The sequence below is a fragment of the Candidatus Omnitrophota bacterium genome (assembly GCA_018894435.1).
GTDB lineage: Bacteria > Omnitrophota > Gorgyraeia > JAHIPI01 > JAHIPI01 > JAHIPI01.
Genome location: JAHIPI010000016.1, coordinates 1 through 4,944, shown reverse-complemented (window position 1 = coordinate 4,944; position 4,944 = coordinate 1). Strand labels below are relative to the sequence as shown.

5 protein-coding genes and 1 tRNA gene are annotated in these 4,944 nt (G+C 46.3%); all 6 read left to right on the top strand.

What is annotated here, in order from left to right; all coding sequences use genetic code 11:
- Positions 1–70: 70 nt before the first annotated feature.
- Positions 71–685 carry a thiamine phosphate synthase gene (gene thiE, locus KKI13_01175; protein MBU4487667.1) on the top strand — a complete coding sequence of 205 codons (615 nt, stop codon included), beginning with the start codon at positions 71–73 and terminating at the stop codon, positions 683–685.
- Positions 686–698: 13 nt separating this feature from the next.
- Positions 699–1,994 carry a phosphomethylpyrimidine synthase ThiC gene (gene thiC, locus KKI13_01170; protein MBU4487666.1) on the top strand — a complete coding sequence of 432 codons (1,296 nt, stop codon included), beginning with the start codon at positions 699–701 and terminating at the stop codon, positions 1,992–1,994.
- A 3-nt stretch (positions 1,995–1,997) separates the two neighbouring features.
- A complete protein-coding gene (locus tag KKI13_01165; GenBank protein MBU4487665.1) occupies positions 1,998–2,897 on the top strand; it encodes a sugar kinase in 900 nt (299 codons plus the stop codon).
- A gap of 175 nt (positions 2,898–3,072) precedes the next feature.
- A tRNA-Gly gene (locus KKI13_01160) sits at positions 3,073–3,146 on the top strand.
- 207 nt (positions 3,147–3,353) lie between these two features.
- Complete coding sequence (locus tag KKI13_01155; protein MBU4487664.1) at positions 3,354–4,043, top strand: LysM peptidoglycan-binding domain-containing M23 family metallopeptidase; 690 nt, start codon at positions 3,354–3,356, stop codon at positions 4,041–4,043.
- A 10-nt stretch (positions 4,044–4,053) separates the two neighbouring features.
- Positions 4,054–4,944: ATP-binding protein (locus KKI13_01150; GenBank protein MBU4487663.1), on the top strand; the 891-nt coding region annotated here is incomplete at its 3' end.

The following is a 4,944-nucleotide window of genomic DNA, read 5'->3' as shown; positions in this document are numbered from 1 at the left end:
TCGAGCGCTGTTTCGGCGGATAAATTCAAAAAGATGCGCTTTGAGCTTTATTCGCTTGAGAAGGCGCTAATTGAAAAATTTTAAACTTTACGTCATCATTGATAAGAACGCCGTAGGAAAAAGAAGCGTCTTAAAAGTAGCTGAGAATGTCCTTCGCGGAGGCGCCGATATCATACAGCTCCGCGATAAAATATCCTCCGATGCCGTTCTTATTAAAGAAGCAACCGCATTGCGGCGCCTGACAAAAAGGCATAAGAAGATCTTTATAATAAACGACCGGGTAGATATAGCGTTGGCGACGGATGCCGACGGCACGCATCTAGGGCAAGAGGACATGCCCATCAAGTGCGCGCGAAAAATACTGCCGGGCAAGATAATAGGCATATCGACTCACAACTTAAAGCAGGCATTAAAAGCGGAGCGGGACGGCGCCGATTATATAGGCATAGGCCCTGTCTTCAGAAGCCCAAGTAAGCCAAAGTCAGAATCTCTCGGCCCGCATATCTTGAAGAAAATAAAGCAAAAAGTTAATATACCGTTTTTCGCGATAGGCGGCATAGATATAAAAAAAATAAAAGACCTGAAAAAGTTCGATGCGCATAGAATAGCGGTTATATCGGCGGTAATAAAATCAAAGGATGTGTATCGCCGAACCTGTCTTTTGAAACGAGAATTAGAAACGTAGAGGCGCTACCAAAATGACACTCATAGAGTCCGCAAAGAAGGGCATGATAACAGAAAAGATGCGGCTTGTCGCAAAATATGAAAATGCCGCTCCGGAATATATTAAAAACGGCATAGCAGACGGTTCTATCGTAATACCGTCCAATAAGTCCAGAAAAATAGAAAAGTATTGTGCCGTAGGCATGGGGCTCAGGACAAAAGTCAACGCCAATATAGGAAGTTCGGCCGGCTGTGAAGACATAGATCTCGAGATTAAAAAACTTAACGTAGCGGTAGCCGCCGGCGCTGACACGGTCATGGACTTATCTACGGGTGAAAACCTGAAAAAGATACGAAGCCTCATATTAAAAAAATCCGATGTGCCGGTAGGGACCGTTCCTATTTATGAGATGGCCGTGGAAAAGATATCCAAAGGCAGCGATATAGCGGATATTTCAAAAAATGATATGCTTAAATGTCTGGAAAACCAGGCCAAAGAAGGCGTAGATTTCTTTACCATCCATTCGGGCGTAACAAAAGAAGCGCTCAATACAATGAGAGAAGACGGCCGCATTCTGGACATAGTAAGCCGAGGCGGCGCTATTATAGCGCAGTGGATAGCCAAAACCGGCGAAGAAAACCCTTTTTATGAATATTTTGACGATATACTGGAAATCGCGCATGAGTATGACGTGACCCTGAGCCTGGGGGATGGGATGAGGCCCGGATGCATAAACGATGCCACCGATAGAGCGCAGATAACAGAGCTGATCACGCTGGGAAAGTTGGCGCGAAAAAGTAAAAAACGAGGCGTGCAGGTTATGATAGAAGGCCCGGGTCACGTTCCGATGCACCAGATAAAAAGGAATGTAGAAATGGAAAAGTCTTTATGCGACAACGCGCCATTTTACGTCTTGGGGCCGATCGTCACCGACATAGCTCCCGGCTATGACCACATAACCAGCGCAATAGGCGGAGCAATGGCTGCCTATTTCGGCGCTGACTTTCTCTGTTATGTCACGCCGTCCGAACACCTTAGACTACCGACTCTGGATGACGTAAAAGAGGGGGTAATAGCATCTAAAATAGCCGCGCACGCAGCCGACTTAGCCAAAGGGGTAAGAGGGGCTATTGAAATGGATAACACTATTTCACTGGCGCGCAAAAAGAGGGATTGGAAGAAGCAGATAGAATGCTCCCTTGACCCTAAAAGGGCAAAAGAATACAGGCGCTCATCCGCCCCGATCACGAGCGATGTCTGCACAATGTGCAACAAGTACTGTTCCATAAAACTGTTCGAAGAAGCCGTATCTTCGGGAAAGAAGAATTAACAAATGTCCATACTTGTAGTGGGCTCGGTGGCCCTGGATTCAATAGAAACCCCTTTCGGAAAAGTAGATAAAGTGCTCGGCGGTTCGGCCACTTATTTTTCGGTGAGTGCCTCATTCTTCACAAGAGTAAATCTAGTAGCGGTGGTAGGCACGGATTTTCCGCAAAAGTACGTATCGCTCCTCAGGAAGCAGAAGGTAGACTTAAAGGGGCTTGAGGTGGCGGACGGTAAGACGTTTTCATGGAAAGGGAGATATGATTACGATTTTAACAATGCCGAAACCGTATATACGCATTTGAATGTCTTTCAGAGATTCTCCCCAAAAATACCCCGGGAATATAAAAAAAACGAACTCCTCTTTTTAGCAAATATAGACCCCGAGCTTCAGCTTTCGGTAATGAAGCAAATGGATAGACCAAGATTGACCGCATGCGACACGATGAACTACTGGCTTCAAAATAAAAGGCGTTCTGTTTTAGAGGTAGCAAAAAAAGTGGACATATTTCTTCTAAATGAATCGGAGGCGAGGCAATTTAGCCAGGAATCCAACCTTCTTAAAGCCGGCAGGTCCATTCTTAGTCTCGGCCCTAAGAAGGTAGTCATTAAGAAGGGGGAGCACGGCGTATTACTATTCTCGCGCGATTCCGTTTTTTCGGCGCCGGCGTATCTTTTGGAGACAATAAATGATCCTACCGGGGCGGGAGATACTTTTGCGGGCGGCTTCATGGGGTATTTGGGGAAAAAGAAAAGAATCGCCGATAACGATATAAAAAAGGCTATCATTTACGGCACGGTAATGGCGTCTTACACAGTAGAAGACTTCAGCCTGCGAAAATTGAGCCGCCTAAAACCCAAAGATATAAAGAGGCGCTATAAAGATTACAAATGCCTTACAAGATATTGACTTGGTAAGCGGGTGTAATTTCCGCCGTCAAGGCGGACCCGCCTAGCGGGCGGGCAATGTTAATGAGACCATGACTTACGGAACCATACGATGCACGGTTATGACGTAAGTCATAAGGTCGAATTAATCCTCCGAAGCCGAACGCGAAAGCAATTCGGCGTAGGAGGAGTAGAATGCGGGTGTAATTCAATGGTAGAATACGAGCTTCCCAAGCTTGTTGCGAGGGTTCGATTCCCTTCACCCGCTCCAGTATTTTTGTAAGGCTGAGCGGTCTCTGGAATCGAAGTGAGCGAGCGCCGACCTAATGGGAGGAAAAGGCCGTAAGTCCGAAAGGACCGGCCGTCAGCGAGCGAGTGGCCGACCCGAGCCGAAGCTCCTGCGAAGGCGAGGGCGCCGATTCCCTTCACCCGCTCCATCCTTCGACGCGGCCGCTGGAACAGAATAGGGCGAAAGAGCATGAGCATAAAAAGATACACATATATATTAGTGTCGTTTGCAATTGCGCTTACACTGATCGGATGCGCATCTGTAAGGCCACGCCTCGAGCGGCCCTCAGCGCGCTATCCGAAGGGAGTCTATTATGAGGTAAAAAGAGGCGATACCCTCTGGAAGATATCCAAGTTATATGATGTGAGCGTAAATGATATAGTAAGAGCCAACAGACTGCCCGACGCCACGAAGATATCCGCCGGACAAAAACTTTTTATTCCCCGTCACGGTGGAGATAGTGAAGAACTGAAATACACAAGGACCTCTCCGGGTGTTTGGGGCGAAACCAAATTCGCATGGCCGGTATCGGGCAAGGTGATATCATACTTCGGCGCAAAAAAAGGACTCATAACAAATAAAGGCATAGATATAGAAGCAAACGAAGGCACCGGCGTTATAGCGGCGGATGACGGTTTGGTAAGTTTTGTCGATGAAAACATGAAAGGATTGGGAAAAACCGTTATAATAGACCATGGAAACGGTTTTTCCACCGTTTATGCGCATAATTCAGAAATATTGGTCAAGGCGGGAGACGAGGTAAAAAAGAGTACGGTAATAGCCAAAGTCGGCAAGACCGGCAGGGCGAACGAACCATATCTTCATTTTCAGATAAGGAAAGGGCACGAACCGCAAAATCCATTCAACTATTTGCCGTAAGTGTTAGATTATGCTTATAGATCCTGTTGTAGGAGAAAAATTTTTCGGTAGAAACGAGATTTTGACTCTTTTGGGCAAGAGAGTGGATGCGCTTAAGGGCGGCTATAGGCAAAATGTCGCCATTACCGGGCACAGGCTTACCGGCAAATCATCGCTTCTCAACCACTTCTTACTGACTGTAAAGGGCAGTGACATACTACCGATCTACATCGAAGTCACGGAAGAGCCTTTCAAGCAATTCGCCACCAAATTCATAGGGACGCTTTTATATAATTTCCTAAAATACAACCGACAGGACGCCAGAGACGACCTTGACTACCTACTGGGAGCCTGCGAAGACTGCATACCGGAAACAGTAGGAAGCATAAAGAGCATACTTCGCCAGATAGAAAAAGGCGAGAATAACGATTCCTACTCAGAATTGCTAAACTTAAGTTCCATTTTAAAAAAAGAAAGTAAAAAACCTTGCGTCGTCATACTTGACGAATTTCATAATCTCGCAAAGCTCGGGATAAGGGACCCGTTCAAATGTTTCGGAAAAAAGATAATGACGCAGAAGGATACGATGTATATTGTCGCGAGTTCCGAGGTAAATGCCATAAAACATATACTTTCAGAGAAGCTTTCGCTGCTTTTTGGCAACTTTGAAAAGATCACTCTGAGCGGGTTTGACTGCGAAACGAGCAGGGCATTCCTTCAGAAAAAACTGCCTACGGTCAAGGTTACGGACGAGCTTCTTGACTTCCTCATAGCATTCGCCGATGGGCATCCGTTCTATCTTGATACATTCAGCGATAAAATAAACGAGATAATGGGCAATCATCACTTCAGGATGCTTACGGTTCAGACAGCGGCAATGATGCTTGAAGAGGTATTGTTTGATGCTCGCGGGACGCTGAAC

Bases quoted from the DNA above. Each gene is read 5' to 3' on its own strand.
- KKI13_01165 (MBU4487665.1), top strand. From the start codon at position 1,998: ATGTCCATACTTGTAGTGGGCTCGGTGGCCCTGGATTCAATAGAAACC.
- KKI13_01155 (MBU4487664.1), top strand. From the start codon at position 3,354: ATGAGCATAAAAAGATACACATATATATTAGTGTCGTTTGCAATTGCG.
- thiC (MBU4487666.1), top strand. From the start codon at position 699: ATGACACTCATAGAGTCCGCAAAGAAGGGCATGATAACAGAAAAGATG.